Origin of the sequence: [Micrococcus luteus] ATCC 49442, assembly GCF_010367585.1 — a bacterium.
GTDB classification, from domain to species: domain Bacteria; phylum Actinomycetota; class Actinomycetes; order Actinomycetales; family Micrococcaceae; genus Arthrobacter; species Arthrobacter luteus_A.
Map to the genome: position 1 here is coordinate 2,985,010 of NZ_JAAAXP010000001.1, position 26,497 is coordinate 3,011,506.

25 protein-coding genes are annotated in these 26,497 nt (G+C 65.7%); 17 read left to right on the top strand and 8 right to left on the bottom strand.

The annotated features are described in order from the left end of the window. Window positions 1-20: 20 nt before the first annotated feature. The 5 genes from hpaE (at window position 21) to GUV69_RS13645 (ending at window position 5,855) form a co-directional block, all read left to right on the top strand. The gene (hpaE, locus tag GUV69_RS13625; protein ID WP_164203198.1) at window positions 21-1,535 is read left to right on the top strand and encodes a 5-carboxymethyl-2-hydroxymuconate semialdehyde dehydrogenase; all 1,515 of its coding nucleotides are present in this window, start codon (window positions 21-23) and stop codon (window positions 1,533-1,535) included. Between the two features lie 112 nt (window positions 1,536-1,647). Beyond that, window positions 1,648-2,733 carry a 3,4-dihydroxyphenylacetate 2,3-dioxygenase gene (gene hpaD / locus GUV69_RS13630; RefSeq protein WP_164203205.1) on the top strand — a complete coding sequence of 362 codons (1,086 nt, stop codon included), beginning with the start codon at window positions 1,648-1,650 and terminating at the stop codon, window positions 2,731-2,733. 2 nt (window positions 2,734-2,735) lie between these two features. After that, window positions 2,736-3,521 (top strand): 2-oxo-hept-4-ene-1,7-dioate hydratase, encoded by a 786-nt coding sequence (gene hpaH, locus GUV69_RS13635; RefSeq protein WP_164203208.1) that lies wholly within the window; start codon window positions 2,736-2,738, stop codon window positions 3,519-3,521. Beyond that, window positions 3,506-4,312, top strand: coding sequence for an HpcH/HpaI aldolase family protein (locus GUV69_RS13640; RefSeq protein WP_167525094.1), 807 nt, complete (start codon window positions 3,506-3,508; stop codon window positions 4,310-4,312). Before hpaH ends, GUV69_RS13640 begins: the two co-directional genes overlap by 16 nt. Window positions 4,313-4,334: 22 nt before the next feature. Next, the gene (locus GUV69_RS13645; protein WP_164203211.1) at window positions 4,335-5,855 is read left to right on the top strand and encodes an NAD-dependent succinate-semialdehyde dehydrogenase; all 1,521 of its coding nucleotides are present in this window, start codon (window positions 4,335-4,337) and stop codon (window positions 5,853-5,855) included. Window positions 5,856-5,965: 110 nt separating this feature from the next. On the opposite strand, the gene GUV69_RS13650 is transcribed toward GUV69_RS13645, so the two are convergent. The 3 genes from GUV69_RS13650 to GUV69_RS13660 all read right to left on the bottom strand — a co-directional run bounded on the left by GUV69_RS13650 (window position 5,966) and on the right by GUV69_RS13660 (window position 8,485). Continuing rightward, on the bottom strand, window positions 5,966-6,733 hold the full coding sequence (locus GUV69_RS13650; RefSeq protein WP_208786643.1) for a glucosamine-6-phosphate deaminase: 768 nt from the start codon (window positions 6,731-6,733) through the stop codon (window positions 5,966-5,968). Between the two features lie 90 nt (window positions 6,734-6,823). Next, complete coding sequence (locus GUV69_RS13655) at window positions 6,824-7,549, bottom strand: FadR/GntR family transcriptional regulator (RefSeq protein WP_373458682.1); 726 nt, start codon at window positions 7,547-7,549, stop codon at window positions 6,824-6,826. Window positions 7,550-7,681: 132 nt separating this feature from the next. Next, a complete protein-coding gene (locus GUV69_RS13660) occupies window positions 7,682-8,485 on the bottom strand; it encodes an alpha/beta hydrolase (protein WP_164206544.1) in 804 nt (267 codons plus the stop codon). A gap of 415 nt (window positions 8,486-8,900) precedes the next feature. Here GUV69_RS13660 and GUV69_RS13665 point away from each other — a divergent pair, with 415 nt between their 5' ends. The 5 genes from GUV69_RS13665 to GUV69_RS13685 all read left to right on the top strand — a co-directional run bounded on the left by GUV69_RS13665 (window position 8,901) and on the right by GUV69_RS13685 (window position 11,819). Further along, window positions 8,901-9,632 carry a GAF and ANTAR domain-containing protein gene (locus GUV69_RS13665; protein ID WP_164203216.1) on the top strand — a complete coding sequence of 244 codons (732 nt, stop codon included), beginning with the start codon at window positions 8,901-8,903 and terminating at the stop codon, window positions 9,630-9,632. Beyond that, window positions 9,629-9,874, top strand: a complete 246-nt coding sequence (locus GUV69_RS13670; RefSeq protein WP_164203219.1) for a hypothetical protein — start codon at window positions 9,629-9,631, stop codon at window positions 9,872-9,874. Before GUV69_RS13665 ends, GUV69_RS13670 begins: the two co-directional genes overlap by 4 nt. Before the next feature lie 11 nt (window positions 9,875-9,885). Then, the gene (locus GUV69_RS13675) at window positions 9,886-10,662 is read left to right on the top strand and encodes a GAF and ANTAR domain-containing protein (RefSeq protein WP_164203221.1); all 777 of its coding nucleotides are present in this window, start codon (window positions 9,886-9,888) and stop codon (window positions 10,660-10,662) included. A gap of 142 nt (window positions 10,663-10,804) precedes the next feature. Continuing rightward, window positions 10,805-11,545 carry a GAF and ANTAR domain-containing protein gene (locus tag GUV69_RS13680; RefSeq protein ID WP_164203224.1) on the top strand — a complete coding sequence of 247 codons (741 nt, stop codon included), beginning with the start codon at window positions 10,805-10,807 and terminating at the stop codon, window positions 11,543-11,545. Continuing rightward, a complete protein-coding gene (locus GUV69_RS13685; protein WP_164203226.1) occupies window positions 11,532-11,819 on the top strand; it encodes a hypothetical protein in 288 nt (95 codons plus the stop codon). The genes GUV69_RS13680 and GUV69_RS13685 overlap by 14 nt, the downstream gene beginning before the upstream one ends. Before the next feature lie 168 nt (window positions 11,820-11,987). Here the strand turns inward: GUV69_RS13685 and GUV69_RS13690 are convergent, their stop codons facing one another. From GUV69_RS13690 to GUV69_RS13710, 5 genes are all read right to left on the bottom strand, one after another. Continuing rightward, window positions 11,988-12,857 (bottom strand): IclR family transcriptional regulator, encoded by an 870-nt coding sequence (locus tag GUV69_RS13690; RefSeq protein WP_164203229.1) that lies wholly within the window; start codon window positions 12,855-12,857, stop codon window positions 11,988-11,990. An 11-nt stretch (window positions 12,858-12,868) separates the two neighbouring features. Next, window positions 12,869-13,693 (bottom strand): creatininase, encoded by an 825-nt coding sequence (locus GUV69_RS13695; RefSeq protein ID WP_164203231.1) that lies wholly within the window; start codon window positions 13,691-13,693, stop codon window positions 12,869-12,871. 96 nt (window positions 13,694-13,789) lie between these two features. Then, the gene (locus GUV69_RS13700; protein ID WP_164203234.1) at window positions 13,790-15,046 is read right to left on the bottom strand and encodes an aminopeptidase P family protein; all 1,257 of its coding nucleotides are present in this window, start codon (window positions 15,044-15,046) and stop codon (window positions 13,790-13,792) included. A 50-nt stretch (window positions 15,047-15,096) separates the two neighbouring features. Continuing rightward, a complete protein-coding gene (locus GUV69_RS13705; RefSeq protein ID WP_164203237.1) occupies window positions 15,097-16,449 on the bottom strand; it encodes an MFS transporter in 1,353 nt (450 codons plus the stop codon). Between the two features lie 267 nt (window positions 16,450-16,716). After that, window positions 16,717-17,388 carry a GntR family transcriptional regulator gene (locus GUV69_RS13710; RefSeq protein WP_164203239.1) on the bottom strand — a complete coding sequence of 224 codons (672 nt, stop codon included), beginning with the start codon at window positions 17,386-17,388 and terminating at the stop codon, window positions 16,717-16,719. Between the two features lie 141 nt (window positions 17,389-17,529). Here GUV69_RS13710 and glyA point away from each other — a divergent pair, with 141 nt between their 5' ends. The 7 genes from glyA to purU are packed head-to-tail and all read left to right on the top strand — an operon-like array spanning window position 17,530 to window position 26,383. Continuing rightward, the gene (glyA, locus tag GUV69_RS13715; RefSeq protein WP_164203241.1) at window positions 17,530-18,879 is read left to right on the top strand and encodes a serine hydroxymethyltransferase; all 1,350 of its coding nucleotides are present in this window, start codon (window positions 17,530-17,532) and stop codon (window positions 18,877-18,879) included. Continuing rightward, window positions 18,876-20,096, top strand: a complete 1,221-nt coding sequence (locus GUV69_RS13720) for a sarcosine oxidase subunit beta family protein (RefSeq protein ID WP_164203244.1) — start codon at window positions 18,876-18,878, stop codon at window positions 20,094-20,096. Before glyA ends, GUV69_RS13720 begins: the two co-directional genes overlap by 4 nt. A 20-nt stretch (window positions 20,097-20,116) precedes the next feature. Then, entirely contained in the window at window positions 20,117-20,539 is a 423-nt protein-coding gene (locus GUV69_RS13725) for a sarcosine oxidase subunit delta (RefSeq protein ID WP_164203246.1), read from the top strand. Beyond that, window positions 20,536-23,481 carry a sarcosine oxidase subunit alpha family protein gene (locus GUV69_RS13730; RefSeq protein ID WP_164203249.1) on the top strand — a complete coding sequence of 982 codons (2,946 nt, stop codon included), beginning with the start codon at window positions 20,536-20,538 and terminating at the stop codon, window positions 23,479-23,481. Before GUV69_RS13725 ends, GUV69_RS13730 begins: the two co-directional genes overlap by 4 nt. Then, on the top strand, window positions 23,474-24,109 hold the full coding sequence (locus GUV69_RS13735) for a sarcosine oxidase subunit gamma (RefSeq protein ID WP_164203252.1): 636 nt from the start codon (window positions 23,474-23,476) through the stop codon (window positions 24,107-24,109). Before GUV69_RS13730 ends, GUV69_RS13735 begins: the two co-directional genes overlap by 8 nt. Further along, complete coding sequence (locus tag GUV69_RS13740; RefSeq protein WP_164203255.1) at window positions 24,110-25,483, top strand: L-serine ammonia-lyase; 1,374 nt, start codon at window positions 24,110-24,112, stop codon at window positions 25,481-25,483. It begins immediately after the preceding gene. Between the two features lie 3 nt (window positions 25,484-25,486). After that, window positions 25,487-26,383, top strand: coding sequence for a formyltetrahydrofolate deformylase (purU, locus tag GUV69_RS13745; protein WP_164203258.1), 897 nt, complete (start codon window positions 25,487-25,489; stop codon window positions 26,381-26,383). Window positions 26,384-26,497: the final 114 nt, after the last annotated feature.

The window sequence follows — 26,497 nt, forward strand, 5'->3', positions numbered from 1 at the left end:
ACAGCAGTAAGGAAACAACAATGACGTTCGCTGCCTCAGAAACCAGCACCCATTACGTGCCGCAGGACCTGCCCACCCACATCCAGCACTACATCAACGGACAGTTCGTTGACTCCGTGGGCGGTGCGACCTTCGACGTCCTGGACCCGGTATCCAACACCAACTACGCCACCGCCGCCGCCGGCCAGAAAGAGGACATCGACCTCGCCGTCGCCGCGGCCCGCGAAGCCTTCACGAACGGTCCGTGGCCGAGGATGAAGCCCCGCGAACGCGCCCGCGTGTTGAATAAGATCGCCGATGCCGTCGAGGCCCAGGAAGCCCGGCTCGCCGAACTGGAAACCTTCGACACCGGCCTGCCCATCACGCAGGCCAAGGGCCAGGCCCTCCGCGCTGCCGAGAACTTCCGGTTCTTCGCGGACCTGATCGTGGCCCAGTTCGACGACGCCATGAAGGTCCCCGGTTCCCAGATCAACTATGTGAACCGCAAGCCGATCGGCGTCGCCGGGCTCATCACGCCGTGGAACACCCCGTTTATGCTCGAGTCCTGGAAGCTGGCCCCGGCCCTGGCCACCGGCAACACCGTGGTCCTCAAGCCCGCCGAATTCACCCCGCTCTCCGCCTCACTGTGGGCGACCATCTTCAAGGATGCCGGGCTGCCGGACGGTGTGTTCAACCTGGTCAACGGCCTCGGCGAGGAAGCCGGCGACGCCCTGGTCAAGCACCCCGACGTCCCGCTGATCTCCTTCACCGGCGAGACCACCACGGGCCAGACGATCTTCCGCAATGCGGCCGCCAACCTCAAGGGCCTCTCCATGGAGCTCGGCGGCAAGTCCCCCTGCGTCGTGTTCGCCGACGCCGATCTGGACGCCGCGATCGATTCAGCCCTGTTCGGAGTCTTCTCCCTCAACGGCGAGCGCTGCACCGCCGGCTCCCGCATCCTGGTGGAACGCGCCATCTACGACGAGTTCTGCGACAAGTACGCCGCCCGGGCCAAAAACATCGTGGTGGGCGACCCCCACGACCCCAAGACCCAGGTGGGTGCGCTGGTCCACCCCGAGCACTACGAAAAGGTCGCCTCGTACGTGGAGATCGGCAAGTCCGAAGGCCGGCTCCTGGCCGGCGGCGGCCGCCCCGAACACCTCCCCGAAGGCAACTACATCGCACCTACGGTGTTTGCCGACGTCGCCCCCGACGCCCGCATCTTCCAGGAGGAAATCTTCGGCCCCGTCGTCGCCATCACCCCGTTCGACACCGACGACGAAGCCCTCGCTTTGGCGAACAACACCAAATACGGCCTGGCGGCCTACATCTGGACCCAGAACCTGACCCGGGCGCACAATTTCTCCCAGAATGTGGAGGCCGGCATGGTGTGGCTCAACAGCCACAACGTCCGCGACCTGCGCACCCCGTTCGGCGGCGTCAAAGCCTCCGGCCTGGGCCACGAAGGCGGCTACCGCTCCATCGACTTCTACACCGACCAGCAGGCCGTCCACATCACCCTCGGCACCGTCCACACCCCCAAGTTCGGCGCCTAACCACCGCTTGCAGCCCAACTGGGTAGCAGCAAATGTCGTTATGAGCCCCCAAAACGACATCTACTGCTACCTAGTTGGGTCCCCGCAACCCTTTCAAAGAAGAGAGAATCCCATGACAAACTTCGTCCCCACCCCTTCTGTCCCGGCACCGGACATCGTTCGTTGCGCCTACATGGAAATCGTGGTCACCGACCTCGCCAAATCGCGTGAGTTCTACGTGGACCTCCTCGGCCTGCACGTGACCGAGGAAGACGAAAACGCGATCTACCTGCGGTCCCTGGAGGAGTTCATCCACCACAACCTGGTGCTCCGCAAGGGGCCCATCGCCGCCGTCGCCGCGTTCGCCTACCGGGTGAAGTCCCCCGCCGAGGTGGACGCCGCCGAGGCCTACTACCGCGAGCTGGGCTGCCGGGTTGAACGCCGCAGGGACGGCTTCGTCAAGGGCATCGGCGACTCCGTCCGCGTGGAGGACCCGCTGGGCTTCCCCTACGAATTCTTCTACGAGGTGGAGCACGTGGAACGCCTCACCCAGCGCTACGACCTCTACTCCGCCGGTGAACTGGTCCGCCTGGACCACTTCAACCAGGTCACCCCGGACGTCCCCCGCGGCCGCAAGTACCTCGAAGACCTCGGCTTCCGGGTCTCCGAAGACATCCAGGATTCCGACGGCGTGACCTACGCCGCGTGGATGCACCGCAAGCAAACCGTCCACGACACCGCCCTGACCGGCGGCAACGGCCCGCGCATGCACCACGTGGCCTTCGCCACGCACGAGAAGCACAACATCATCCAGATCTGCGACAAGATGGGCGCCCTGCGCATCAGCGACCGGATCGAACGCGGCCCCGGCCGGCACGGGGTGTCCAACGCGTTCTACCTCTACATCCTTGACCCGGACGGCCACCGCATCGAGATCTACACCCAGGACTACTACACCGGCGACCCGGACAACCCCACCATCACCTGGGACGTGCACGACAACCAGCGCCGCGACTGGTGGGGCAACCCCGTGGTCCCCTCCTGGTACACCGAGGCCTCCCTGGTCCTGGACCTCGACGGCAACCCGCAGCCCGTGATCATCCGCGAGGAAAAGAGCGAAATGGCCGTCACAGTCGGTGCCGACGGCTTCTCCTACACCCGTAAGGACGGCTCCCCTGAAGGGGACCGGACGGGCTTCAAGCTCGGGGCGCAACTTTAGCCATGCTGGACGCGAAGACGATCGAGGCCATCGCGGACGAGCTGCTCGAGGCCGGGCGTTCCCGGACCCCCGTCCCCCGGCTCACGTCCCGCTACACGGACATGACGGTGGAGGACTCCTACGCCGTCCAGCAGTTATGGCGGCGCCGCAACGAGGAAGCCGGGCGGACGCTGGTGGGGCGCAAGATCGGCCTCACGTCCCGGGCGATGCAGGCCGCCACCGGCATCACCGAACCGGACTACGGCGCCATCTTCGATGACATGGTGCTGGAGACCGGCTGCTCGGTGGAATGGGACAAGTACACCCACCCCCGGGTGGAGGTGGAGCTCGCGTTCGTCCTCAAAGACGCGCTCAAAGGCCCCGGCTGCACCATCTTCGATGTCCTCAACGCCACCGACTACGTGGTTCCGGCCCTCGAAATCCTTGACTCCAGGATCGAGATGGAGGGCCGGACCATCGTGGACACCATCGCGGACAACGCCGCCATGGGCGCCATGGTGATCGGCGGCCGGCCCGTCAAGCCGGACGCCGTGGACCTCCGCTGGGTCTCTGCGATCCTCTACAAAAACCAGACCGTCGAGGAAACCGGCGTGGCCGCCGGTGTCCTGGACCACCCGGCCAACGGCGTGCACTGGCTGGCCAACAAAATCGCCGCCCACGGCGACGGCATGAAGGCCGGTGACATCATCCTCGCCGGCTCTTTCACCCGGCCGATGTGGGTCTACAAGGGTGACACCGTCCACGCGGACTACGGACCGCTGGGGGTTGTGACATGCCGCTTCGAATAGAGGACACCTTCCGGGATGCGCTTAGGGAGGCGGACCGGCCACTGGCCGGGATGTGGGTCTGTTCCGGCAGCCCGCTGATCGCCGAACTCTGCGCCGGGTCCGGCCTGGACTGGCTGCTGATCGACGCCGAGCACAGCCCCAACGGCCTCGAATCCATCCTGTCCCAGCTCCAGGCCGTCAACGGCTACCCGGTCCAGGTCCTGGTCCGTCCGCCGGTCAACGACACCGTGGTGATCAAGCAGTACCTTGACCTCGGGGTCCAGAACCTGCTGATCCCCATGGTCAACTCGGCAGCGGACGCCGAAGCCGCGGTGGCGGCCACCCGGTACCCGCCGCACGGTGTCCGCGGCGTGGGCTCTGCCCTGGCCCGGGCCGCACGCTGGAACCGGGTCCCGGACTACCTCTCCCGCGCCGGGGAAACCATCAGCGTCACGGTCCAGATCGAATCGACGGCGGCTGTTGAGGCCGTGGAGGAGATCCTGGCCGTCGATGGCGTGGACGCCATCTTCCTGGGACCGTCAGACCTCGCCGCTTCGATGGGGGTCCTGGGACAGCAGGAACACCCCGAGGTGCGCGCCGCCGTCGAACACTGCCTGGCAGCGGCAAAAGCGGCCGGGAAACCCGCCGGCGTCAACGCCTTCAACCCCGAAACCGCCCGGCACTACATGGACAACGGCGCCCGTTTCATCCTGGTGGGCGCCGACGTCGCCCTCCTGGCCCGCGGCTCCGAAGCCCTCGCGGCAGCGTTCATCCCGGCAGCCGAGCCCGCGGACACCAAAACCAGCTACTGACAACTCTTTAAGGACTTTTCCGATGACAGTTACTTCTGCGCTGCCCCCTGCCGTCATGCCAGCCGTCTCACCCGAGCGTGAGGCCGCGCTCCTCGCTTCCGTTCCGACCGGTTTGCTGATCGGGGGGCAGTGGGTGGACGCGTCCGACGGCGGCACGTTCGATGTGCATGATCCCGCCACCGGGGAGGTGCTCGCCACCCTCGCCTCGGCCACCAGCGCGGACGCCCTGGCCGCGTTGGACGCAGCCGACGCGGTGCAGGCCTCGTGGGCGCGGACCGCGGCCAGGACCCGGGCCGAGATCCTACGCCGGGCCTTTGACCTGGTCACCGAACGCGCCGAGGACTTCGCCCTGCTGATGACCCTCGAAATGGGCAAACCCCTGGCCGAGGCCCGCGGCGAAGTCACCTACGGGGCCGAGTTCCTGCGCTGGTTCTCCGAAGAAACCGTCCGCGACTACGGCCGCTACCTCACCACCCCTGAAGGCAAAAACAAGATCCTGGTCCAGCACAAACCCGTGGGCCCGTGCCTGCTCATCACCCCATGGAACTTCCCCCTGGCCATGGCCACCCGCAAGGTCGCCCCCGCCATCGCCGCCGGCTGCACCATGGTCCTCAAACCCGCCAAGCTCACCCCGCTCACGGCCCAGTACTTCGCGCAGACCATGCTCGACGCCGGCCTCCCGCCCGGGGTCCTGAACGTCGTCGCTTCTTCTTCGGCGTCCGGGATTTCCGGGCCGCTGTTGAAGGATTCCCGGCTGCGGAAGGTCTCCTTCACCGGCTCCACCCCCGTCGGCAAACGGCTCATGGCCGACGCGGCGCACAACGTGCTGCGGACCTCGATGGAGCTGGGCGGGAACGCACCGTTCATCGTGTTCGAGGACGCCGACCTCGATGCCGCGGTCGACGGGGCGATGGCGGCGAAGATGCGGAACATGGGGGAGGCCTGCACCGCGGCCAACCGCTTCCTCGTTCACGAATCGGTGGCCCAGGAGTTCACCCGGAAGTTTGCCGCCGCGATGGGCGCCCTGACCGTCGGCCGCGGCACCGACCCCGCCACCCAGGTCGGCCCGCTGATCGACGCCGGGGCACGGGATGACGTGCACGCCCTGGTCTCCGCCGCCGTCGCCGCCGGAGCCACCGCCATCACCGGCGGATCACCCGCGGACGGACCCGGCTACTTCTACCCACCCACCGTCCTCGGCGGCGTCCCCAACGACGCCGCGATCCTGGGCCAGGAGATTTTCGGCCCCGTCGCCCCCATCACCACCTTCGTCACGGAGGACGACGCGATCCGGTTGGCGAACGCCAGCGAATACGGCCTCGCCTCCTACCTCTACAGCCGCGACTTCAACCGACTCCTCCGCGTCGCGGAACAGATCGAATTCGGCATGGTCGGCTTCAACGCCGGCGTCATCTCCAACGCCGCCGCACCCTTCGGCGGCGTCAAACACTCCGGCCTCGGCCGCGAAGGCGGAACCGAAGGCATCGCCGAATACACCACCACCCAATACATCGGCATCAACGACCCCTACGCGAAGGATTAGGAGCAGACCAGGCAGGCCGCCTCGGTCCAGTGCGCCGGGCCTTCCCTGTCCCGGCACCTTGGACCGGGACGTACGACCGCGACGTAAGACCGCGACGTAAGAACGCGACCTTAGGCCGCGGCGGTTGCGCCCGCCACGCGGACCGCAACCTGGCCGCTTCCCGGTGTCAACCGGGAAGCGGCTGCTTCGTCGGCCACCACGGTCACGTGCGGGTGCCGCTGCAGGACGGACGCCGGGCAATCAGCGGTGACAGGGCCGTTCAGGGCGTCCGCCAGGATGCCTGCCTTGTCCGCGCCGTTGACCACAAGCAGGAGGTGTCCGGCTTCCATGATGGTGCCCAGGCCCTGCGTGATGCAGCGGAGCGGGACCTGTTCCGGGGTGCTGAAGTAGCGGGCGTTGGCCTCGCGGGTTCGATCGGTGAGGACCTCAACACGGGTGCGGGAATCCAGGGCCGAACCGGGCTCGTTGAAGGCCAGGTGTCCGTTGTGGCCGATGCCGAGGATCTGCACGTCAATGCCGCCTGCCGCCGCAATGGCCGCGTCATAGTCAGCGGCAGCACGCTCCGGGTCTGCAGCGCTGCCGTCCGGCACGGCAACGTTGGCCGGGTCCAGGTGCAGCCGTTCAGTCACTTCGCGTCGGATGACTTCGGCGTAGCTCTCAGGGTGACCGGCGGGCAGGCCCACGTATTCGTCCAGGGCGAAGCCACGGATTGCGGACATGTCCACCGTGTGGCCTGCGAGCGCAGCGTAGATGGGCAACGGCGAGCCGCCTGTGGCCAGGCCCAGGACGGCGTCGGGCTTGCTGCGGATGACGGCGGCAAGGATCCCGGCCGCAACGGAACCGGTGGCTGAGGCGGTAGGCACAACAAAAATTTCCACGTCAAAGGCACTTTCTACGAAATTCGGGCAGGACTGCATGCGCCCGGGCGGCGGGCGGCGGAAGAAAGAATGGGCTTAAGGAAGGGCGGGCTAGCTGGCCGCTACATCCTTCAGTTTCTGGCGGATGCCATCAAAGTGCCGCTGCAGGCGTTCGGAGGCCAGCGCCTTGTCCTTGTTGGCTACGGCCTCGTAGATTTCCCAGTGGTCCTTGGTCTGCTGCTCGAGGTTCACCGGCCCGGTACCGAGCGCCAGGTGGATCTTGCGGTACACCTGCCAAAACACGTCCATCAGGTTGATCAGCAGTTCGTTATTAAGCGGGGCGTAAAGGCGTCGGTGGAACTCGGCGTCGTGCACGTACAGGTGCTCGCCCGCCTTGGCGGCAGCTTCCATGGCCTCCATGGTGACGCGCAGATCGGCCAGGTGCTGGTCCGTGAGGAGGTCGATGGCGGAGCCGATCAGCCCGGATTCGAGGGCCTGCCGCACGTCGATGAGTTCCATGGCCTCTTCGCCCTTGTGGCGGAGGGACAGCCGGCCGCGGAAGGTCAGGCCGGACACCAGGGCGCTGAAGTTGTTAGGGGCCACAAACATGCCAAACCCGTGACGGATCTCGATGACGCCAAGTGCCTGCAGCACCTTCAGCGATTCACGGACGGTATTGCGGCCCACACCGAGTTCGGCGGAGAGCTCGCTTTCCGTGGGCAGTGCGTCGCCGACGTCCAGCCCGCGCTCAAGGATGAGGTCCATAATCCGCGTCTGCAGGGCATGCGAACGGAGCTGCGCGCTGAAGCGGGCGGGCGATACTTCTTGCGATGCGATGGCCACGTGATCTCCTCCTTGCGGCGCCAACGGGCGACGACTTCTCTTACGTATCAGAGTACAGGAGATGGGACGTCCAATGTCTAGGGTGAGGTACCTAATTCGTGGAGTTTGTACCCCCAGGAGCCGAATCTAACCCAAAAGGCTCCGAACCAGCTCGCGGCACGTCCGGTAGGCGGGTGTCTTCGTGTCAATCATTGCGTAATGATCGCCCGGGACCATGACCAGCCGGGTCTCCATGTGCGCTGCCGCTCCGGCGTTAACGTAGGACTCCGACTGGCTCCGCGGAACGTCGTCGTCGTGTGTTCCATGGACTGCGATGAGGGGCACGGCCAGCGGCAGCGTGGTCATCGGATCCGCGTATCTGTGGCGGAGCGGATATTTCGACGACGATCCGCCCAGGAGGTTGCTGACCGCACCGTTGCTGAGATTGAGCTGTTCTGCCTCCGCGAGATTCAGGACACCGGACTGGCTGACAACGCCGGTGAGGTGCACCGCGGAGGCGTCCTGCCGGCGCGGTATTTGCCGGTCCGCATCCGGCAGGCCCAGCTGGGCAAGCTTGCCGCGCCCGGCGGCCCAGGCCGCGAGATGCCCGCCGGCCGAATGGCCCAGCGCCACGACGTAGCCCAAATTCAACCTGTGTTTGGCGGCGAGATCGTGCAACATGTCAATTCCCGCAAGCACATCGATGAACGTGTTCGGCCAGCCCCCGCCATTTCCGGCCCGCCGGTATTCGAGGTTCCAGGCGGCCATGCCGTGGGCAGCAAGGTCCTTGGCCAGCGGCTCACCCAGTTCGGCGCCGTATTGCGGGCGCCAGTAGCCACCATGGATCACCACCACCACACCGCGGTGCTCACCGCCCGCGGGCACTTCCGGCAGGAAGAGTTCACCCCATTGGCTGGCATCCTCGCCGTACTGGTACTTGTGCCGCTTCACTGCATCCCCCTTGCCGCTCATATCCCCCTCGGCGGCTGGCGAACACGCGGCGGCCCGGCTTCCAACGGCCGCCGCTGCCGCGCCCGCCAGGGCGCGCACCACAAACGTGCGACGCCGGAACTCAGCCATGTGCCGAGCCTACAGCGAAGGGGCCGGAAGATTTCCGCACCCGTCCCGCTGTGGGCCTCCAGCGGGACGGGTGCGTTACCAACGTCCAGGTCCGCTGCTTGCGCCCTACGGCAACTAATACTTCCCCCGGCCGGCCCGCGGCGACCTGCAAAGAGCGTAGTGTCGATAGTAGGAGATTTCGGGTGGCACAGAGGTCCGGGATTATCTACCCGGGCCGCGCGCGCAGAGAGCGCACAGCCGTCAGCCGGGTCGTGTGACCCCCGGCGATCCATGGAATCGAGGCCGCATGGCCGAGAACGACGCCCTCCCCACGGCAGAACAGCTGCAGGACCTGCTACTCGAGAGCCCGGGCTTCACGGAATTCCTTCTGGAACTCACCGCTGTTTCCGCATCCTTGCTCGGCGGGGACGCGCCCATGCTTTGCGCCATTACGGTGGAACAGGAGACCGGCCCGGCAACGGTAGCCAGCAGCTCCGCGGAAGCCCGCAGCCTGGACGAACGCCAATACGCTTACGACGACGGCCCCTGCCTGACAGCCTTGCGGCATCAGCGCACCGTCCACATCCCTGACCTTCAGGCTGACGACGGCTGGGCCTGGTATGCGCAGGCCGTCTCCGACGAGGGAATCCAGACCATTTTGGCCGTTCCCATTCCCACCGACAACGGCTCGCGCTCGGCGTTGAACTGCTACTCCACCAAGGTCCATGCCTTTGCTCCGGAAACGGTGGCTGCTGTGGAGGAGCACGCCGCATCACTCTCAAGGATCCTTCGCCTGGCCATGCGTGTGCATGCTCCGGAGCCCTACCCTCAACACCTCAGGTCAGCGCTCCGCTCCCGGGCGATCGTGGACTCGGCCGTATCCCTGATCATGGTGCACAACCGCTGCGGCCGCGAGGCCGCCGTCGAACTCCTGCAGGTGGCCTCCCGCAGCAGCAACCGGCGGATGCACGAGATCGCGCAGGACATCCTGCGCAACGCTTCCGACATCCCGGTTGTTAGCGGACGTGGCGAGCCATGATCAACGACGGCGTGCCCGGTCAGGAGCCCGCCTTCGAACCGGACCCGCGCCAGATTGCCGCCGCACAGTTTCAGCGCGCAAACGTGACTCTCCCCGAGCTGTGGACCTACTACTACGGGATCGGCGGCAGTGCCGATGAAGTGGTGCTGGACGCCTATCTGAACGAAATGGCGGAACTGCCTCCCCTGCAGGTAGACCTCCTCCATACCGCCCTCAAAGAGATCACGGCGGAAGGAAACTGAAGGGAGTGCCCATGTCCGAAGGCATCGATACGAAGCAATTCCAATACGGCGGAGACCGTGCGGAGAGCCTGGAGGACTTTATCCTCCAGCTGCAGGACCTCGTCCTGGACAGCCCCGACGTCCGCGAGTTTATGACGGATATGGCCGCGATCATTGCCGATCGGCTATCGCACAGCGGAAATGCCATCTCCTGCGGGATCACGGTGATTCGGCACAAACGCCCCTCAACGGTGGCCACCAGCGATTCCAGGGCCCGGAGCCTGGACGAACTGCAGAACAGCTTCGGCGACGGACCGTGCCTGACGGCTCTTCGGACGAATACCGTGGTCTACGTACCGGACCTTGCGGCCGATCTTCGCTGGCCAAAGTACACAACGGCTGCCCGCGGCGCGGGAATCGGTTCCATCCTCGCCGTGCCCATGCAGCTCCAAACGCCCGCGCAGGCTGTGGTGAACTTGTATGCCGCCTATGCGCATGGCTTCCCGGAGACCGGCATTGACACGGCCCAAAGCCTCACCGGTACCGCCGCGAAAGCCCTGGACCTGGCCCTCAGCGTTGCCCACCTGCGCGATGCCCGTGACGACCTGTCCGCCGCGCTGCAATCCCGAACCGTCATAGACACAGCAATCGGGGTGATCATGTCGCAGAACAGGTGCAGCCGCGATGCGGCATTCCAGATATTGGCCAAGGCATCAAGCCACCGGAACCTCAAACTGAGGGACGTAGCAGCCATCATTGTTTCGTCCGTTTCCGGCGAGCAGGAGATTCGCACAAGATTTGACGAGTAGCGCGTCCGCCTGAAAGTCGCGCCGCCCGGGGCACTTAGTCCGGCAGAGGCGTTAGGCTTTATCTGAAGCGCTGAGCGGCCCAAAGACAGGGTTATCCGGCCCATTGCAGGCCGGTCACGCTGAATGGCCGGAGGCATTAACTATGATCAAAAAGTATCCCTTGGACGAACTTTCCACTGCCGTCGGCAGAATCATGGGGCTGCTCCTCACCGAAGAGAAGGTGGACCACGCCGTCCAAATCCTTTCCCGGGCCGTCAGGGACTCCATCCCCGGCAGCATCGGCGCCGGTATCTCAATTCTTGATCCACAGGCCCGGCCGCTCAGCTCCGGTTCCACTGATGCCACGGTGGAGCGTGCCGACGCGCTTCAGTACCAACTCGTCCAGGGTCCCTGCCTCACTGCCTGGGCAACCCAGCAAAGCGTGGTGATCACCGACGTCGCCGCGGACACCCGGTGGCCAAACTGGAGCGCCGCCGTCGTCGATATGCCAATCCGGTCAGTGGTGAGCAGCCCCCTCATGGCGAACGGCGAGGCCATTGGCGCCATGAAGATCTACGCTGCCATGCCGCGCGTCTTCGATGACGCCACGGCAGCGCTTATGGAGCTGTTTGCGGAGCCGGCGGCAACCCTCCTTTCGCACATCCAAACGTCCGAGGTACCTGAGCGCATCAGTGAGAGCCTCCAGGCAGCGCTGTACAGCAGGGACGTGATCAACCGGGCGTGCGGCGTGCTCATGGAGCGCCACACCCTCTCGGAAGAGGGCGCCCTTCAACTGCTGATGCAGGAAGCGCGCGCTTCGCGGTCCACGCTGGGTGAAGTCAGCGCCGCCCTCCTGGGTGTGGACTCTGATCCGCACAGAGGTACGAGTGATGGGCTTCGATAGCAGCGAACCCGAGCAGCGCCGCCGGCTTCAGGCAGCGCTGACGGCAGCACAGGTCAGCACCGGCGACCTGTGGCTCTACTACTTCGGCATCGGCGGGGCCGTGGGCGAGTATGAAGTGGAGGCCTACATGCAGGGACTCCTGTCCCTCCCCCAACTGCAGCGGGACCTCCTGGCCATGGCCGCCAACGAGCTTTTTACCGACCACAACGGCCCCCGCGCGCCCTACTCGGACGAGATCGACGCCGAGGATCCCCCCGGCTCCGAACAGGCCTGACGCTCTCTCACTTAATGTGGCTTTTTCCCCGACGCTCTCTCACTTAATGTGGCTTAAGCCGGGATCCTCTCTCACTTTCCTAAGGAAAGTGAGAGAGGCTCCCGGCTTTTCCTACATTAAGTGAGAGAGGATCCCGGCTTGGTCAGCGACTGGCGCGTTGGGGGTGGGTCAGCGGCTGGCGCGTCCGGCGCTGCCCGCTCCGCCGTCGCCGGGCACTTTGCCGCCCAGCCGGGCGGTGACTTTGTTGGCCGCTGCCAGGCAGGATTCGCCGAGGCTCTGCAGCCGCTCCTGGGAGACGCGGAACCGCGGAGCAGGAATCAGGACGGCGGCCACAACATCGCCGCGGTGGTCATAGACGGGCGCGGCCACGCCGACTTCATCCAGCGAGGACTCGCCGTAGTTGACGGCCCACCCGCGGCGGGCGTCGTCTTTGAGGCGGAGCAGGTAGCCCTCAAGGCTGGCCTCATCCAGCCCGTGAAATTTGATGGCTCCGCTGAGCAGGAGGGAACGGACGCGCTCCTCGGGCTCCGTCCCAAGGAACACCTGTACCGAGGAGCTCAGCGCATCGTTGTACCGGGCCCCCAGCGGAGTGGTGTGCTTGATCTGGTGGCGGCTAGCGATCTGCTCCACACAGATTGACTCGTTGCCCTCCCACATCATCAGGGCACTGGTTTCGCCCGTCAGCTCGGTGAGTTCGCGCAGGACCGGATAGGCAACCCGCCGTTCCTCCAGTTCGGCCAGAAGCGGCCCGGCGACGGCGATCAGTCCCAGTCCCAGGCGGAAGCGGCGGGTATCATCGTCCCGCTCCACGAGGTTTTCCTGCTCGAAGGTGGCCAGGATCCGCGACACCGTGCTTTTGTGCAGGCCCACCCTGTTGGCAATTTCCGTGACGCCCAACAATGGCTCGTCTGCGGTAAAGGACCGCAGGACGGCGATGGCGTTGACGATGACCGAGGTGCCCTTGGCGTCGCTCTTGCCGTTCAACTCGATGCTATTGGTGTCATTGCCGTTGGTGTCGCGGGAGGCTGTTGTGGTCATGGTGCTCACTATCATCGCGCATAGTCAGCGGAAAGCGGGGCAGCCGCCGGGGCAACGGGTTCGCGGTTCAGCTCGCGGGCCAGGTCCACGGCCAGATCTTCGACAACCTGCCGGTACAGCAGTTCGCCCTTGGCAGCGCTGGATCCGGCAGCCGAGGAGAGGCAGCCTGTGGCCGGCGTGCGTTCAGGGACCACCGGGAGCCGGTCGAAACGCGGCAGCACCGCGGCCGGACCATCGACCAGGCGGTCCATGCCAACCCGGGCCGGTTCAAGGTGGAGCATCAGCGAGGTTTCCAGGACGCCGCCGTGCTCGATGTCCCACCCCGGGAAGCCGTCGGGGTAGACCTCGGTGAGCGTGTCCTGGCTGACAAAGTCCCAGTAGGAGAGCAGCAGCACGCTCTGCTCCGCTCCGGGCTTGATTCCCAGGTCTTCCAGGGCCAGGTCAATGCCCTCGTAGAGGAACTGGTAGTTCTCGAAGTGGCCGTTGACAAAGACCACATGCCGGACGCCCTGGTTAAGGAAGGACTTGACCAGGTTGCGCGCCACACCGATCAGCGTGGCACCGTCCAGGCTGGTGGTTCCGGAGAGGTGATTGCCGCCCCCGGACTTCTGCTGCGATTTGTACCCGTACGCGATCGGCTGGGCAACGAGCGTCCCCAGGCGCCTTGCGACGCCCTCCGCAAAGTGCGACGACAGGAGGGTGTCAGTGCCCAGCGGCAGGTGCGGCCCGTGCTGCTCCAGCGACCCGACAGGTATCAGGACGATCGCGTCCCCGGAGGACAGGACTTCGCGGTAGGCAAAGGCGTCCAGGTCTTCCAGAAATACTGACTTGTCCATGCGGGTGGTGCTCCTTGGTGGGTGGTACGGAGTTCGGTGGGGGAAGGCGGTGCCGTGCCGGGCACGGCACCGCCTTCCTCGCCTGCTGTTAAGGTGTCAGGCTCCGATGATGTTGTATTCGGGGCCGAACGGGAACTTGGTGATGTTCTCCGCACCATCTTCGCCGACGACGAGGATGTCGTGCTCACGGTAACCGCCGGCGCCCGGCTGGCCGTCCAGGACGGTGATCATCGGTTCCATGGAAACAACCATGCCCGGCTCCAGCACGGTGTCAATGTCCTCGCGGAGTTCCAGCCCGGCTTCACGGCCGTAGTAGTGGCTGAGGACGCCGAAGGAGTGTCCGTACCCGAAGGTGCGGTTGGCCAGGAGGCCGTAGCCGACGTAGATCTCGTTGAGCTCGGCGGCGATGTCCTTGCAGACCGCGCCGGGCTTGATGAGTTCCAGGCCGCGCTTGTGGACCTCGACATTGATGTTCCAGAGTTCCAGGGAGCGGGCATCCGGTTCGCCGTAGAAGAGCGTGCGCTCCAGGGCGGTGTAGTAGCCGGAGGTCATGGGGAAGCAGTTCAGGGACAGGATGTCGTGTTCCTGGATCTTGCGGGTGGTTGCCCAGTTGTGGGCTCCGTCGGTGTTGATGCCGGACTGGAACCAGACCCAGGTGTCGCGGATTTCGGAATCGGGGAAGGTGCGGGCGATCTCGTGGACCATGGCTTCGGTGCCGATCAAGGCAACCTCGTACTCGGTGATCCCGGCGGTGATGGCGTTACGGATGGCTTCGCCGCCGAGGTCGCCGATGCGTGCACCGTGCTTGATGACCTCGATTTCCTCGGCGGACTTGATCATGCGCTGGCGCATGGCGGCCTGGGCCACGTCCACCAGGGTTGCGCCGGCGAAGGCGGCCTGGATCTTGTTGCGGTTGTCCAGCGGCAGCGAGTCGTCCTCGACGCCGAGGCGGCGCGGGTTGATGCCGCGGGTGCGCAGGACTTCCTGGATGGCGAAGATGTAGTTGTCCCGGCGCCAGTCCGTGTAGATGATGTTGTCGCCGTAGCTGCGGCGCCAGGGCATGCCGGCGTCGATATTGGCGGTGACGGTGACGTTGTCATCCTTGGTGACCACCATGGCGTAGGAGCGGCCGAAGGTGGTGAACAGGAAGTCGGAGTAGTACTTGATGGAGTGGTAGCTGGTCAGGACGACGGCGTCCAGGTCCTTCTCCGCCATGATGCGGCGGAGGCCCGCGAGACGGCGTTCGAACTCGGTGTCGGAGAACGTGAGGCTGACCTTCTTGCCGTTCTTCAGGACCTTGGTGCGCTCCAGTTCGGCGACGGTGGTTGCGTTTTCGGATGTTGTGGTGGTCATGGTGGTGCCTTTCTGTGGTGCAGTTTCGTGAGGTAGGAAGAAGAAGTCTGTTATTCGTGGCGCAGCGGTTCCTTGCACGTTTCGCGGGAGAGTGCGACGGCGATCAGGGAGATGACAGCTGCGCCGACGAGGTACCAGGCCGGTGCCAGGTCGTTGGCCGTTGCCGCGATAAGGAGCGTTGCCATGAACGGCGCGGTGCCGCCGAACAGGGCGTTGGAGAGGTTGAAGCTGACCGCGAACCCGCTGTAGCGGACCCGGGTGGGGAACATTTCGGCCAGGAAGCTGGGCAGTGTGCCGTCATTGAGGGTGAGCATCGCGCCGAGCAGGATCTGAACAAGCACGATGACCAGGAAATTGCCTGTTCCGAGCAGGGCGAATGCCGGCACCGTCAGCAGGATGAAGGTAATGGAGGCGCTGATCAGCACCTTCTTGCGCCCAAAACGGTCCGAGAGCATCCCCGTGAGGAAGATAAAGCCGATGTACGTCAGCAGCGCAATCGTGGTGGCCAGGAACGATTCGGTTTCGCCCAGGCCCAGTTCCGAGGACAGGTAGGTGGGCATGTAGCTGAGGATGACGTAGAACCCAACGGCGTTGAGCAGCACGGCTCCGACGGCCTGCAGCAGCTGGCGCCAGTGGTTGCGGAACAGGCTGGACACCGGCGCCTTGACCGCCTGGTCCTCCTTTGCCAGCTCGCGGAACACCGGGGTGTCTTCAAGCTTGGTCCGGATGTAGCGGCCGATCAGTCCCATCGGGGCGGCCAGCAGGAACGGCAGGCGCCAACCCCAGCTCTGCATCGCATCGGATGCCAGCAGGGTGGTCAGCAGGCCCGCGACGAGGGACCCCAGAAGCAGGCCGGCCGCGGTGCTGGCGGGAACAACCGCCGCGTACAGGCCGCGCTTGTTGGCCGGAGCGTACTCCACGAGGAAGGCCGAGGCGCCGGCGTACTCACCTGAAGCGGAGAAGCCCTGCACTACCCGGATGATCAACAGCAGGACCGGAGCCCAGATGCCGATCGTGTCGTACCCGGGAATAAGCGCAATACAGAAAGTTGCTCCGGACATGATCAGGATGGACAGCGACAGTGCCGTCCGCCGGCCGACCTTGTCACCGATGTGGCCCCAGACGAACCCGCCCAGCGGGCGCACCAGGAATGAAATGGCGAACAGGGCGAAAGTCAGCAGGAGTCCGGTCTGCGGATCCGATTCGGGGAAGAACACGGTGGCGATCGTGACGGCCAGGTAGCCGTAAACGGCGTAGTCGAACCATTCAACGAAGTTGCCGATAAAGCTGGCCGCAATAACCCGGCGGCGGGTTTCCTTGCTGACAGCGTTGTCAGCAGGCGCGGCGCCCGGCTTCTTGACCATTGTCCGGTCCGAAGCCAGGGAAGGATTTTCGTTACTCATGTATCCACCAAGTTGTTGTGGTTGCATTCAGCGCAACGCTGTTGCAACAGACTATGACGTGATTGAGGACACAGTCAATGGCTTTCTGAAAACAATTTTTAGCGTCTTCAGGCGCGGCGGCAGTCATCGGGGCACGGGCGCAGTAATGCCCATTGGTTGCGTGGGGTGAATCGTCGTTGCGCGAACAGCATCACCGGCAAACAAAAAAATGGCGACTCCCACGAATGCGTGGGAGTCGCCATTGCCAAAGAGTGGCCGGGTTGGGCCTTACAGCACCTTGCGGACCGTTTCCTCAAAGCTGGTGACATGGTGGAGGGCCAGCTCGGCAGCCCTGTCGGCGTCACCTTCAGCAACCGCCTTGAGCAATTCCACGTGTTCGGTGATGTGGCCGCTGACCGAGGGCAACTTGTCCAGGACCAAGCACCAGATGCGGGTGGCAAGGTTGTCGTAACGGATCAGGGTGTCTTCCAGGTGCGGATTCCCGGCCGCCTTGTAGATCAGACGGTGCACCGTCAGGTCATAGCGCATCAGGTCCCGGGATTCCGAGGGGCCGGGTTCCAGGGTGGCGATCGCCGCGGCAACGTTCAGGAGTTCCTGCCGCATGGAAACGGAGGCCCTTAGGGCGGCGCTTCGCGCGGCGAGGGGTTCCAATAACTCCCGGACTTCGGAGACATCTGCCAGCTCCGTAAAGTCCACGGAGGTGGCAAACGTCCCGCGCCGCGGATACGAGATGACCAGGTGGTCCACCTCAAGCCGCTTGATCGCTTCCCGCACAGGGGTGCGGCCGAAACCGAGCTCCACCGCCAGCTGCCCGTCATTGAGGGGCTCGCCTGGCCTGATCTCAAGCATGATCAGCTTGTCGCGCAACTGCCTGTACGCGGCCTCGGCCTGGGAGAGGACAGCATCCTCCACCTGCGGCAGGGCGGGAAGTGCGTTCACGTAAACTCTCCGATCTCATTTCCCGCGGCGGCGGGAAGTAACTTTGCCGGGCCTCTTGACTCTGCTGTGATCCTAATCATACCATTGACCTCACACTGATATATCAGTCATAACAGCAGTGGTATTTCAAAAGGAGCATCCGTGGTTGAGCAGTTGAACGAGCGACTTTCCGTAGTCGATCCCGAGGTCCAGCAGGCCATCGCCAATGAACTGGGCCGCCAGCAGTCCACCCTGGAAATGATCGCGTCGGAGAATTTCGCCCCGTCCGCCGTCATGGAGGCACAGGGATCTGTGCTGACAAACAAGTACGCCGAGGGCTACCCGGGCAAGCGCTACTACGGCGGCTGCGAACACGTGGACGTCATTGAGCAGCTTGCCATTGACCGCGTCAAGGCACTTTTCGGCGCAGAATTCGCCAACGTCCAGCCGCACTCCGGCGCACAGGCCAACGCTGCTGCCATGTTCGCCCTGCTGAACCCGGGCGATACCATCATGGGCCTGAGCCTGGCCCACGGCGGCCACCTCACGCACGGCATGAAGATCAACTTCTCCGGCAAGCTCTACAACGTGGTTCCATACGAGGTCCGCAAGGACACCCACACCATCGACATGGCCGACGTTGAAGCACTGGCACTGGAGCACCGCCCCAAGCTGATCGTGGCCGGCTGGTCCGCCTACTCCCGCCAGCTGGACTTCGCCGAGTTCCGCCGCATCGCGGACCTGGTGGGCGCCTACCTGATGGTGGACATGGCCCACTTCGCCGGCCTGGTTGCCGCAGGACTGCACCCCAACCCGGTGCCATACGCCGACGTCGTCACCACCACCACCCACAAAACCCTCGGCGGCCCCCGCGGCGGAGTCATCCTCGCCAAGGAGCAGTACGCCAAGAAGATCAACAGCGCAGTCTTCCCCGGCCAGCAGGGCGGTCCCCTGGAGCACGTCATCGCCGCCAAGGCCGTGGCCTTCAAGCTCGCCGGCGCCCCTGAATTCAAGGAACGCCAGGAACGGGTCCTGCAGGGCTCCAAGCTCCTCGCCGAACGACTCCTCCGCGACGACGTTGCCGCGGCAGGAATCTCCGTGGTCAACGGCGGTACCGATGTGCACCTGGTCCTGGTTGACCTCCGCAACTCTGAACTGGACGGCCAGCAGGCCGAAGACGCCCTGCACCGGATCGGCATCACGGTGAACCGCAACGCAGTCCCCTTCGACCCCCGCCCGCCGATGGTCTCCTCCGGCCTCCGGATCGGCACCCCGGCACTGGCCACCCGCGGCTTTGGCGCCGAGGAATTCACGGAAGTTGCAGACATTATCGCGACGGCGCTGATCGCCTCGGCGGGCGACGGCACCACGGGGACAACGTCCCTGAGCGACAGCACCGCCGTCGAACTCCGCGCCCGCGTCACTGCCCTGGCTGAGAAGTTCCCCCTTTACCCCCACCTCAATGACGGCACCGCCGTCCTCGACGCAGACCTGATTGGAGCAGCCCAGTGAGTGCAGATCTCCTCCCCGAGCACCCGGATTTCCTCTGGCGCAACCCGGAGCCCAAGTCCTCCTACGACGCCGTGATTGTGGGCGGCGGCGGACATGGCCTGGCCACCGCGTACTTCCTGGCCAAGAACCACGGCATGACCAACATCGCCGTCCTGGAAAAGGGCTGGCTCGCGGGCGGCAACATGGCCCGTAACACCACCATCATCCGCTCCAACTACCTCTGGGACGAGAGCGCGGCCATCTACGAGCACGCCCTCAAGCTCTGGGAGATCCTGCCCGAGGAACTCGAGTACGACTTCCTGTTCAGCCAGCGCGGCGTGATGAACCTCGCCCACACCCTGGGTGACGTCCGCGAGAGCATGCGGCGCGTCGGTGCGAACAAGCTCAACGGCGTCGACGCCGAGTGGCTGGACCCCAAGCAGGTCAAGGAACTCTGCCCCATCCTGAACATCAGCGACAACATCCGCTACCCCGTCATGGGCGCCACCTACCAGCCGCGCGCCGGCATCGCCAAGCACGACCACGTGGCCTGGGCCTTCGCCCGCAAGTGCGACGAAATGGGCGTGGACATCATCCAGAACTGCGAAGTCACCGGCTTCATCAAGGACGGCAACCGGGTCACCGGCGTCAAGACGAACCGCGGCACCATCAACACCGAAAAGGTGGGCCTCGCCGCAGCCGGGCACAGCTCCGTACTCGCCGAGATGGCCGGCTTCGAGCTCCCCATCCAGTCCCACCCGCTTCAGGCCCTGGTCTCCGAACTGCACGAACCGGTCCACCCCACGGTAGTCATGTCCAACCATGTGCACGTCTACGTTTCGCAGGCACACAAGGGTGAACTGGTCATGGGGGCCGGCGTGGACTCCTACAACGGCTACGGCCAGCGCGGGTCGTTCCACGTGATCGAGCACCAGATGGCCGCCGCCGTCGAGCTCTTCCCGATCTTTGCCCGGGCACACGTGCTGCGTACCTGGGGCGGCATCGTGGACACCACCCTTGACGCGTCGCCCATCGTGGGCAACACCCCGGTGGAGAACATGTTCGTGAACTGCGGCTGGGGCACCGGCGGCTTCAAAGCCACGCCTGCCGCCGGCATGACCTTCGCGCACAACATCGCCACGGGCACGCCGCACCAGCTGAACAAGCCCTTCGCGCTGGAACGCTTCGAAACCGGCGCCCTGATCGACGAACACGGCGCAGCCGCCGTCGCCCACTAGCACCCAGAAAGAAGACGCACATGCTGCTCATCTCCTGCCCCAACTGCGGCTCGCGCGACGAGACCGAATTCCATTACGGCGGCCAGGCCCACGTGGCCTACCCGGAAAACCCGAACGAACTGACCGACAAAGAATGGGCCCATTTCCTGTTCTACCGGGAGAACACCAAAGGCATTTTCGCCGAACGCTGGCTGCACAGCACCGGCTGCCGCCAGTGGTTCAACATGCTCCGCGACACCGTCACCTACGACATCAAGGCCGTGTACCAGATGGGCACGCCCCGCCCTGACCTGACGGCAAAGGCCGCCCCGGAATCCGGCACAGCGAGCCTGGCCGCGGACAGCACCACCACCGGCACCTCCGCGCCCAGCATCTCGGGCACCAGTATCGCCCCGGCCGATTCAGCCCCCAGCACCACCGCCCCGAAGGGAGCAACCAAGTGACTTCCCAGAACGCCCGCCTCGCCGCCGGCGGACGCATCGACCGCACCATCTCCTGGCGTTTCACCGTGGACGGCGAGGAGTTCACGGGCCACCCCGGCGACACCCTCGCGTCGGCCCTGATTGCCAACGGGCGGATCTCCGCCGGCAACTCGCTGTACGAGGACCGCGCCCGCGGCATCATGTCCGCCGGTGTGGAGGAATCCAACGCGATGGTCAAGATCTCCCCGCGCTTCCCGGGCGATGTTGCCGAGTCCATGCTGCCTGCCACCACCGTCACCCTGGTGGACGGCCTGAAGGCTGAACTGCTCAACGGCCTCGGCAAGCTGGACCCGGACGAGGACCGTGCTGAATACGACAAGAAGTACGTCCACACCGACGTGCTGGTCATCGGCGGCGGCCCCGCCGGCCTGGCCGCGGCCCGCGAGGCCGTCCGCACCGGCGCCCGCGTGATCCTCATGGACGACCAGCCCGAACTGGGCGGTTCCCTCCTGTCCGGCGCCACCGCCCCCGGCCTGGCCGAGACCATCGAAGGCAAGCCGGCCCTGGAATGGGTGGCGGATGTGGAAGCCGAGCTCGTGTCCGGCGCCGAATCCACCGTCCTGAATAGGACTTCCGCTTTCGGCGCGTACGACGCCAACTACGTCATCGCCGTCCAGAACCGCACCGATCACCTGTCCAGCCCGGCCGCCCCCGGCGTGTCCCGGCAGCGCATCTGGCACGTCCGCGCCAAGCAGGTAGTCCTGGCACCCGGCGCCCACGAACGCCCGCTGGTGTTCGAGAACAACGACCGCCCCGGCATCATGCTCGCCTCCGCCGTCCGCAGCTACCTCAACCGCTACGCCGTTGCCGCCGGGCAGCGCGTTGTCATCAGCACCACCAACGACAGCGCCTACGCCCTGGCCGCGGACCTGCGCGCCGCCGGCGTCAAGGTCGCCGCCGTCGTCGACGCCCGCCCGCAGCTCACCGCCGTGGCAACTGCCGCCGTCGAAGCCGGCACCCGGGTGCTGATCGGCAGCGCGGTGGCCGACACCGCGTCCAAGGCCGCAGACGGCCGCGTTGAGAGCGTCACCGTCCGCAGCATCAACGACGACGGCGAACTTACCTCCGGCGTCGAAGAGATCGCCTGCGACCTGCTGGCAGTGTCCGGCGGCTGGAGCCCGCTGGTCCACCTCCACTCCCAGCGGCAGGGCAAGCTGCGCTGGGACGACGAGCTGGCCGCTTTTGTGCCGAGCACCGTGGTCCCCAACCAGCAGACCATCGGTTCCGGCCGCGGCAGCTACGAACTCGCGGACGTCCTGGCCGAGGGCATCTCGGCCGGCGCCACGGCGGCGATCGCCGCGGGCTTCGCCTCGGAAACCAAGCCGTCCGTCATCGGCGAGCCGAAGGCCTCCGCCCCGACGCGCCAGCTGTGGTTGGTCCCGGGCCAGGCCGGCACGCCGGATGACTGGCACCACCACTTTGTGGACTTCCAGCGCGACCAGTCCGTGGCCGACGTCCTCCGCTCCACCGGGGCCGGGATGCGCTCGGTGGAACACATCAAGCGCTACACCTCCATCAGCACCGCCAACGACCAGGGCAAGACCTCCGGCGTCAACGCGATCGGCGTCATCGCCGCCGCGCTGCGTACGGCCGGCGAAGCGTCCCGGGGCATCGGCGACATCGGCACCACCACGTACCGGGCACCCTTCACGCCGGTGGCTTTCGCGGCGCTGGCCGGACGCCAGCGCGGCGAACTGTTCGATCCCGCCCGCAAGACCTCCATCCACCCGTGGCACGAGGCCAAGGGCGCCCTCTTCGAGGACGTCGGGCAGTGGAAGCGGCCCTGGTACTACCCGCAGGCCGGGGAAGACATGGATGCGGCAGTACTGCGTGAGTGCGCAGCAGTCCGCGACTCCGTGGGCTTCATGGACGCCACCACGCTCGGCAAGATCGAAATCCGCGGCAAGGACGCCGGTGAGTTCCTCAACCGGATCTACACCAACGCATTCAAGAAGCTCGCCCCGGGTTCTGCACGCTACGGCGTGATGTGCATGGCAGACGGCATGATCTTCGACGACGGCGTGACCCTGCGCCTGGACGATGACCGCTACTTCATGACCACCACCACCGGCGGTGCCGCGAAGGTACTGGACTGGCTGGAGGAATGGCTGCAGACCGAATGGCCGGAACTCGACGTGCACTGCACCTCGGTGACCGAACAGTGGTCCACCATTGCCGTCGTCGGGCCTAAATCCCGGGCGGTCCTCGCCAAGGTAGCCCCGGAACTGGCCAAGGACCGCGGGCTGGAAGCCGAAGCCTTCCCGTTCATGACCTTCCGCGAAACCACCCTCGCCTCCGGCGTGCAGGCCCGGGTCTGCCGGATCTCGTTCTCCGGTGAACTGGCCTACGAGATCAACGTGCCGTCCTGGTACGGGCTGAACACCTGGGAGGCCGTGGCCGCCGCCGGGGCCGAATTCAACATCACCCCCTACGGCACCGAAACAATGCACGTGCTCCGCGCCGAAAAGGGCTACCCGATCGTCGGGCAGGACACCGACGGCACCGTCACCCCGCAGGACGCGGGCATGGACTGGATCGTCTCCAAGGCAAAGGAGTTCATCGGCAAGCGCTCCTACGCCCGGGCCGATGCGCAGCGCGAGGACCGCAAGCACCTGGTCAGCGTCCTGCCCGTGGACGGCTCCATCCGGCTCCCGGAAGGCACCCAGCTCGTCGAGAAGGGCATCAGCACCAGCCCCGCCTACGGCCCCGTCCCCATGCAGGGCTTCGTGACCTCGAGCTACCACAGCGCCGCCCTAGGCCGCTCCTTTGGCCTGGCACTGATCAAGAATGGCCGCAACCGCATCGGCGAGACCCTGGTGGCCGCAGCCGGCGACCAGCTGGTTGATGTTGTTGTCGCAGAAACCGTACTGTTTGACCCCGAAGGGACCCGCAAAGATGGCTAATTCAGCAGCACTCGAAGGCATCAATGGACTCCGGGAAATCCGCCGCAGCCCCGCCTCGCACCTGGCGTCAGCACTGGAAGCGGGCTCCGTCCAGGGCAAGGTGGTCCTCGCCGAGGGCCCCTTCCAGACCATGGCCGGGGTCCGCGTAGACCCCAAGTCTGAAGAAGGCGCACGAATTGCCGCCGCCACCGGCGGCCTGCCGGCACGCTGCGGCGAGGTGGGCGGCGCAGACGGCGTCAGCGTCCTCTGGCTGGGACCGTCGGAGTTCCTGGTGGTTGCACCGGAAAAGGCCCACGACTCCCTGGGCGGAAACCTCATCGGTTCCCTCACCGAAGCGCTGGGCGACGCCCCGGGCCAGGTGGTGGACCTGTCCGCCAACCGCACCACGTTCGAACTGTCCGGTCCCCGCGCCCGGGCCGTCCTGGAAAAGGGCTGCGCCCTGGACCTGCACCCGCGCAGCTTCACCCCGGGAACCGCCCTGAACACCGAGGTAGGCAACATCCCGGTGGTCCTGCAGAAGACCGGGGAGGAAAGCTTCCGGCTCTTCCCCCGCGCCTCCTTCGCGGACTTCCTGGGCCGCTGGCTCCTCGATGCAATGCGGGAGTACGCCTCCCCCGAGGTCCCCTAAATGGCGCTCAGCGTCCTGGACCTGTTTTCTGTTGGCATCGGGCCCTCCTCGTCACACACGGTGGGCCCGATGCGGGCAGCGAAGCAGTTCGCCGACGGGCTCAAGGGCGGCGGGCTCCTGAGCTCCACCACCCGGGTCCAGGCTGAACTGTTCGGTTCGCTCGGTGCCACCGGCCGGGGCCATGGCTCCGACAAAGCCGTGGTGCTGGGCTTGCAGGGCCTGGACCCGGAAACCGTGGACACCTTCACGGCCGACGACCAGGTGGCTGCTGCCGCGCTCAACGCCGAACTCCTGGTGGGCGGCGACCACCGGGTGGATTTCAACTGGGATGAGGACGTGGTGCTGCACCGGCGCAAGTCCCTTCCGGCCCACCCCAACGGCATGACCTTCCGGGCGCTGGACCACGCCGGGACCGTCCTGAGTGAACGGAGTTTCTACTCCATCGGCGGCGGCTTTGTGGTGGACGGCGACGCGGACGCGGGCGACCGCGTGGTGGCCGACGCCACCGTCCTCCCCTACCCGTTCACAACTGCCGACGAACTCCTGGCGATCTGCAAGCGCGAGGGCATGTCCATCTCGGACGTTATGCTCGCCAACGAACTTACATGGCGCAGCGAAGCGGAGCTCCGGGAGAAACTGCTGGCACTCTGGGCAGTCATGCGCGAATGCGTGGACAACGGCTGCGCCGCGGAAGGCATCCTGCCCGGCGGACTCAACGTCAGGCGGCGCGCGCCGTCGTTATTCCAGACCCTGTCAGCGGACACGGGGGTCACCGATCCGCTGCGGGCGATGGAATGGGTGAACCTGTTCGCCCTCGCCGTCAACGAGGAAAACGCCGCGGGCGGGCGCATCGTCACGGCCCCCACCAACGGTGCGGCGGGAATCGTCCCCGCCGTCCTGCACTACTACGTCAAGTTCGTGCCGGGAGCCAACGACGACGGTGTGGTCCGCTTCCTGCTGGCCGCGGCCGCCGTCGGAATCCTGTTCAAGATCAACGCATCCATCTCCGGCGCCGAAGTGGGCTGCCAGGGCGAGGTGGGTTCCGCCTGTTCGATGGCTGCCGCCGGGCTCTGCGAGGTCCTCGGCGGAACCCCCGAGCAGGTGGAGAATGCCGCCGAAGTGGGGATCGAACACAACCTTGGCCTGACCTGCGACCCCGTGGGCGGGCTGGTGCAGATCCCTTGCATCGAACGAAACGCCATCGCCAGCGTGAAGGCGATCAACGCCGCGCGACTGTCCCTGCACGGGGACGGCAGCCACAAAGTATCCCTCGACAAAGCCATCAAAACCATGCGCGAGACAGGAGCGGACATGAAAACCAAGTACAAGGAGACCTCCCGCGGGGGTCTCGCCGTCAATGTAATCGAGTGCTGAGCCATGACTGCCATTCAGACTGAATCCTCCCCCGCTCCGGCGGAAACCACCGTGGAGCACGTCCTGACCCTCGACTGCGCGGAGACCCCCGGGATCGTCCACGCCGTCTCCGGGTTCCTGCTGGAGCACGGCTGCGACATCCTGGACAGCAAGCAGTTCGGCGAGCGCGACGAGCGGCACTTCTTTATGCGGGTGCATTTTGTGTCCGACGGCGATGCCTCCACCGCGGACACGCTTCGGGCCGGCTTCGCCCCGGTTGCCGAACGCTTCGGCATGCGCTGGCGCCTGGAGCCGCAGGGCGCCAAACGCCGCGTGCTGATCATGGTGTCCAAGTTCGGGCACTGCCTGAACGACCTGCTGTTCCGGGCCAGGACCGGTGAGCTGCCCGTGGAGATCGCTGCCGTGGTCTCCAACCACACGGACCACCAGGCGCTGGTGGAATGGCACGGCATCCCGTTCTTCCACGTCCCCGTCACTGCCGAGACCAAGCCGTCGGCAGAGGCCCGGCTGCTGGAACTGGTGGACGAGTACGACGTGGAGCTGGTGATCCTGGCCCGCTACATGCAGGTCCTCAGCGACGAACTCACCCGGAAGCTGGACGGCAAGGCCATCAACATCCACCACTCGTTCCTGCCCAGCTTCAAGGGTGCCAAGCCGTACCACCAGGCCTACGCGCGCGGGGTCAAGACCGTGGGCGCCACAGCGCACTACGTCAACGCCGAGCTGGACGAGGGCCCGATCATCTCGCAGCAGACCGTGGATGTGGACCACACCTACGGCCCCGAAGACCTGGTTGCGGCCGGACGGGACACCGAGTGCAAGGCACTGTCCAACGCGGTGCGCTGGCACTGCGAAGGCCGGGTCATCCTGCAGGGCAACCGGACAGTAGTGCTCCGCTAGCCCTCCCTGCCCACCCCGTCCCTCCAACCGCCCCCCCCGGACGCTCTCTCACTTAATGTGGGTTTCCGGGCGACCCTCTCTCACTTAATGTGGGTTTTGGCGTGACGCTCTCTC

Coding starts and splice junctions, on each gene's coding strand:
- hpaE (WP_164203198.1), top strand. CDS start 21: ATGACGTTCGCTGCCTCAGAAACCAGCACCCATTACGTGCCGCAGGAC.
- GUV69_RS13690 (WP_164203229.1), bottom strand. CDS start 12,857: ATGACCACAACAGCCTCCCGCGACACCAACGGCAATGACACCAATAGC.
- GUV69_RS13725 (WP_164203246.1), top strand. CDS start 20,117: ATGCTGCTCATCTCCTGCCCCAACTGCGGCTCGCGCGACGAGACCGAA.
- GUV69_RS13740 (WP_164203255.1), top strand. CDS start 24,110: ATGGCGCTCAGCGTCCTGGACCTGTTTTCTGTTGGCATCGGGCCCTCC.
- GUV69_RS13675 (WP_164203221.1), top strand. CDS start 9,886: ATGTCCGAAGGCATCGATACGAAGCAATTCCAATACGGCGGAGACCGT.
- GUV69_RS13670 (WP_164203219.1), top strand. CDS start 9,629: ATGATCAACGACGGCGTGCCCGGTCAGGAGCCCGCCTTCGAACCGGAC.
- GUV69_RS13700 (WP_164203234.1), bottom strand. CDS start 15,046: ATGACCACCACAACATCCGAAAACGCAACCACCGTCGCCGAACTGGAG.
- purU (WP_164203258.1), top strand. CDS start 25,487: ATGACTGCCATTCAGACTGAATCCTCCCCCGCTCCGGCGGAAACCACC.
- hpaH (WP_164203208.1), top strand. CDS start 2,736: ATGCTGGACGCGAAGACGATCGAGGCCATCGCGGACGAGCTGCTCGAG.
- GUV69_RS13705 (WP_164203237.1), bottom strand. CDS start 16,449: ATGAGTAACGAAAATCCTTCCCTGGCTTCGGACCGGACAATGGTCAAG.
- GUV69_RS13685 (WP_164203226.1), top strand. CDS start 11,532: ATGGGCTTCGATAGCAGCGAACCCGAGCAGCGCCGCCGGCTTCAGGCA.
- GUV69_RS13645 (WP_164203211.1), top strand. CDS start 4,335: ATGACAGTTACTTCTGCGCTGCCCCCTGCCGTCATGCCAGCCGTCTCA.
- hpaD (WP_164203205.1), top strand. CDS start 1,648: ATGACAAACTTCGTCCCCACCCCTTCTGTCCCGGCACCGGACATCGTT.
- GUV69_RS13735 (WP_164203252.1), top strand. CDS start 23,474: ATGGCTAATTCAGCAGCACTCGAAGGCATCAATGGACTCCGGGAAATC.
- GUV69_RS13665 (WP_164203216.1), top strand. CDS start 8,901: ATGGCCGAGAACGACGCCCTCCCCACGGCAGAACAGCTGCAGGACCTG.
- GUV69_RS13695 (WP_164203231.1), bottom strand. CDS start 13,693: ATGGACAAGTCAGTATTTCTGGAAGACCTGGACGCCTTTGCCTACCGC.
- GUV69_RS13680 (WP_164203224.1), top strand. CDS start 10,805: ATGATCAAAAAGTATCCCTTGGACGAACTTTCCACTGCCGTCGGCAGA.
- GUV69_RS13640 (WP_167525094.1), top strand. CDS start 3,506: ATGCCGCTTCGAATAGAGGACACCTTCCGGGATGCGCTTAGGGAGGCG.